Genomic DNA, 4,056 nt, shown 5'->3' with positions numbered 1-4,056 from the left:
AAACGGGGGCATTTCTCGGAGGGTTTAGCCCCCAGAGCCTAGTCTCGTTCCATGTTCCGATGAACTGGCTGGGGTGGTAGGAATCCTTGCCAACCGATGAAACCTATCAACTTTTCCGAACGGTGGCCGGAACTGGGGCGGTTTCGGGGGCAGAACGTCAGTGAGCACGGGACATTTTCTACCGCTGAAGAAGTCGTTAAACCACGCAATTCCGCTTCAACAGTACTGATGCGCGAAACTGTCCTAGTGCCAATCGGTAATGGAATTGCTCAAATCAGCCGGGAGAAGCGCCGACTGGACTCTGGCCAATCAACACCCATCGCAATGGTCACCAATGCGCCCAGAGCTACAGATCCTAACCAAACAATCGGTGTGAGCCCGAAATGCTGAGTCCCTACCGCTGCACTAGGGAACATGGTGAACGCTGTTCCCACCAGAAAACTGCAAAGAGCTGTCCACTGATAAACCTTTAGACCGCCAAACACCTGTGTTTGGGGCTCACCTCGGTAGGCCTCCTCGACGAACCGCGCGAGGCCGTTAAGCATGAGATAGGTTCCGACAATGAATGTGGCCGGTGCATCTATAAGGAGCAATCGCAGGGTCAACAATCCGACCACTAGGTTACTCACCATTGAGAACACAGGTGTCGGGTAGAGAGGCTTTCCACCCAGCCCTGCGATTTGCAGGACGCGCGATCGCTTATGCCGATAATGAATGCCGTTTCCTTCGAATGTCGGAGCCCCGTGGCAGCAGCCCTGGATCAGACAGCGAAAGCGACCGATTGCCTGAACCCAGGGCGCCGCGACGGACAGGGCTGCTGCGATTGGCAGGACATCCTGACTTAATACTAGGCTGGCGAAAGCCAAACCAACTGCGGCCCCCAGAACACCGCCATAGTAGCCGAATGGACGCAGAAGCTTTTGGGAGCCAACAAGTATCTGCCCCCAGATTCCGGCACCCAAAAGTGTTGAAATACCTATGATTGCAATCGTCCAAAACATGCTCGGACCGCTTATGAAGCCAACGATTAGAAAACCAACGGCCGCAGCTAAACCCGCATATAGACCGTGATTTATGACCCTAGTTTGTCCGAAACGCCACTCCTTCCAAGAGTTTGCCACCAGCTCAGATCCGTGCAGTACGTATTTCCAAATCTCATTCCGCTTAGAAACAACTGCATACACCGCCATGCCTGCAAACAAGTCTAGCAACGCGTGCATACCTGTCGTCCAGCAACTAGCGAAGATAAGAAGCCCAACCGTCCAGAATAGGAATCGAGCACTCGGGTAGGCTTGGCCATACAGACGAATTGCCAGCAGTAGCCAAACTATATGAAATGCAGGCAGAGCGGTCACCGGCCGATCGAACTGCTGCTGCCACAACAAAAGCTTGCTGAATGCAGCATCAGCGGAGACTTCGCGGAACTCCGCGATGATTGGTATTGTTAAGTAGAAAGGGATGATGATCGCGGTCGCAATTAGTCCTCCGAGCGCGAAATCGTGCAAATGATCTCGTTGCTGAGCGACCAGTGGAGCTAGAACAACGAGAGGATAAATTATCATGTAGACTATAGTCGAAAAGCCCCAAACTGGCAGGCCTTCTTCAAAAGGAAGGGTTGAGTGCAGTACCGGTGGTACGACGCCAATGAGCTCAACCGTCTCGTACAAGATTAACCAAGGGCCGAAGACCAGTACAACAACGGAAACGATATCCTGAAGCGTCGGCGTTTCCATATCAGACGGAGGCAGACGTAACCAGGGCGGTGCATACTGCCCGCCGAACCGACGAACCAAGTCCGGCCTTTCATACCCGTACACCAGAGCAGCACATGCTAGGCCAACGACAGGTGAAACAACCCAGAGACCCGCCGGGGAGTTCAGGGCAATTGAAACGCCGAAGCAGCCCAAAACAAAGCCAATGTAGATTGGCTCGCTCATCCATCTATAAATCCCTTGCCTAACAAAACGCGAGGGCGGGTAGGCATTCATCGGCAAGCCACCCCCATGCACCCATAATGCTGTAATCCCCGAGACCATGAACGTTATGCCGAGCCCTAAAAGGATCAGACCCACGCTTGGGGCATCTGGGACAGCTGGCAATGAAAGGAATTCGAGGCGAGTAGCCCAGAAAGCTATATAGGCGGGTATGATCACGCAGAACAAAACACCATATACCAGCTTCCCCCACATCACCCGATCAATCAGGCCAGACAACTGTTTCATGGATTATCCATCCTTTATCATATTGGCCACCACGCGCTTCTAAAGTGCCGCGAGCAAGTCTTTTGTGCTCGTGAACATTGAGCAATGCGACGGGAGCAAGCTTCTTTACGACTGGCACTTTCGAGAGAATCTCTGAACCTAGATGTCCGGCTCGCAGTGTTGTGTCGGATGAAATAGCCACTGAGAAATCGTTGGACACGACCTGATCATGCGCAATGCTTTGAGGCGCTGCACGAACACCATTCCAGAAGAGCAGACGCCTTTGATGCTCGCCGCTCCACTTCAACCATACAACGGAGTTCTTCTCGGAAACGAACCTGCCCCAGACCAATTCCTTCATGCCAAGTCGCCACGGCGGAATTGTCATGCTCAGGTACTCGCAGCAGCCAAGTGCTTGCAGCTCCGAACCGTCCGAGGTTTTCAGTTTTACCCTCGAGCTCGGTTGCAGGCAGCTCCAGCCAACCTGTCCCTCTGCTGTAGCGAGAAGTTGACTCTTTATTGGCGGGGACAAAGGGCGCCACAAGCCGTCGACACCCAATTCGGAATGACGCCAAGTCACTGCCTCTGCACTTGGAACGGGACTGGAGCCACAAATGCGACTCGGACCCGGCCTCAGGCCCCGAAACTCCGATGAGTGAAGGGTGTCACCGTAACACAGAGAAAGCTGCCCAAACTTAAGTGCAGCGAAATACCCAATGAAATAGCCTCCTAACTCGGTCACTCCGTCGAGATAGTATTTATTGAGCAAAAAACTTTGCTCTGCATTAGGTTGTTGAGAATGCTCGCCCATCGCCTCGCAGCCGGACAAGCCCACAAAGCCCGACGCGGTCATCCCCATTAGCAGCTGTCGCCGTCGCATCTTCTACCTTCGCGCATTCTCCTTGCGGAGTGGCTCCAAGAACCGACTACTCGCATTGAATTTGTGCTGGTTGTTGACACTATTGATCAGTGACGGGCAGCGCGTTGATGCATATCAAACTTCTAATTTGCCGAGTTGATCATACTTTTTTACATGGACGCAAGCACACTTGGCGAGTAGCGGTTTTGTCCGGATAGTGTTGAAAATCTCCAGTTTTGGCCCACTCGCTTTTTCGCGATTTCCATCGCGTCAGCAATGTTGGCACCACTTTCTGTCCCGCCCTAAGGACGCGGTGATCGATCGATTGTTAAAAGAAAACCAAGCAAAACCGCTGGCGGTGGAGTTGAAGAAGAAGATTTCGGACCTTCGCGAGGCGCTCAAAGCCGAAACCGATGAAGCCGCCCGGAAAGCTCTAATGAAGGAAATCGCTGAGCAGCAACTTCGGCTGGATTTGGAACTAGAAGCACTTCGCAAATACGGCTGACCTGCCCTCTCTAGTTGACACCTTCGCGGGTATTTCTGACCGCCGGAGAGACCGCTAACTGGCGCTTTAGGGACAGCCTACGAAACCGTCCACTGGCACTGACGGCGTCCGTAGGACTGGACCGCTGACGAGTCGTTCCGGGGGCTGAAGACTGGTCGCTGGGGCTGGCGGTTTTGGGTGGCTTGGTGGCTTGCTGACTCGCCACTTCTAGGTGGCATTTTCAGGTGCTCGAACTCGAGAGGTTCAATCGCAGAGCAGTAAAGAAGGCGGGAACCTCGGAACACTCAAAAACCGGATCAGCAACCAGTTGCTAAGTCTCGGGAAATGTCTTTTGGTGTAAGTGATACTTTGAACCGATAACCCGGATTATTACCTCAATGAAACGATTGATAGATGCCACTAGTGTCCGTCGTCAGGGATTTTGGGACAGATGGCGCTCTGATCTAAGAGAGGATGTGGCTCATCTGGTTGGTTTGATTATGCGGCGGATT

3 protein-coding genes are annotated in these 4,056 nt (G+C 53.0%); 1 reads left to right on the top strand and 2 read right to left on the bottom strand.

The annotated features are described in order from the left end of the window. Positions 1-269 precede the first annotated feature (269 nt). On the bottom strand, positions 270-2,222 hold the full coding sequence (locus ACR1XU_RS23020) for a prolipoprotein diacylglyceryl transferase family protein (protein ID WP_480909585.1): 1,953 nt from the start codon (positions 2,220-2,222) through the stop codon (positions 270-272). Continuing rightward, positions 2,197-2,562: a hypothetical protein gene (locus ACR1XU_RS23015; RefSeq protein ID WP_480491689.1), complete on the bottom strand. Its 366-nt coding sequence runs from the start codon at positions 2,560-2,562 to the stop codon at positions 2,197-2,199. The genes ACR1XU_RS23020 and ACR1XU_RS23015 overlap by 26 nt, the downstream gene beginning before the upstream one ends. An 811-nt stretch (positions 2,563-3,373) precedes the next feature. On the opposite strand from ACR1XU_RS23015, the gene ACR1XU_RS23010 reads away from it, so the two are divergent. Then, positions 3,374-3,565: a periplasmic substrate-binding domain-containing protein gene (locus ACR1XU_RS23010; protein ID WP_170808425.1), complete on the top strand. Its 192-nt coding sequence runs from the start codon at positions 3,374-3,376 to the stop codon at positions 3,563-3,565. The last annotated feature ends 491 nt before the right edge of the window (positions 3,566-4,056 follow it).

This window comes from Ruegeria sp. D1(2025) (assembly GCF_056536425.1).
Note: the sequence above shows the minus strand (reverse complement) of the source record. Positions and strands in the feature narration are given on the sequence as shown.

What these genes read in the sequence shown, in the direction of transcription:
- ACR1XU_RS23020 (WP_480909585.1), bottom strand. Translation starts at nt 2,222, where the DNA reads ATGAAACAGTTGTCTGGCCTGATTGATCGGGTGATGTGGGGGAAGCTG.
- ACR1XU_RS23015 (WP_480491689.1), bottom strand. Translation starts at nt 2,562, where the DNA reads ATGAAGGAATTGGTCTGGGGCAGGTTCGTTTCCGAGAAGAACTCCGTT.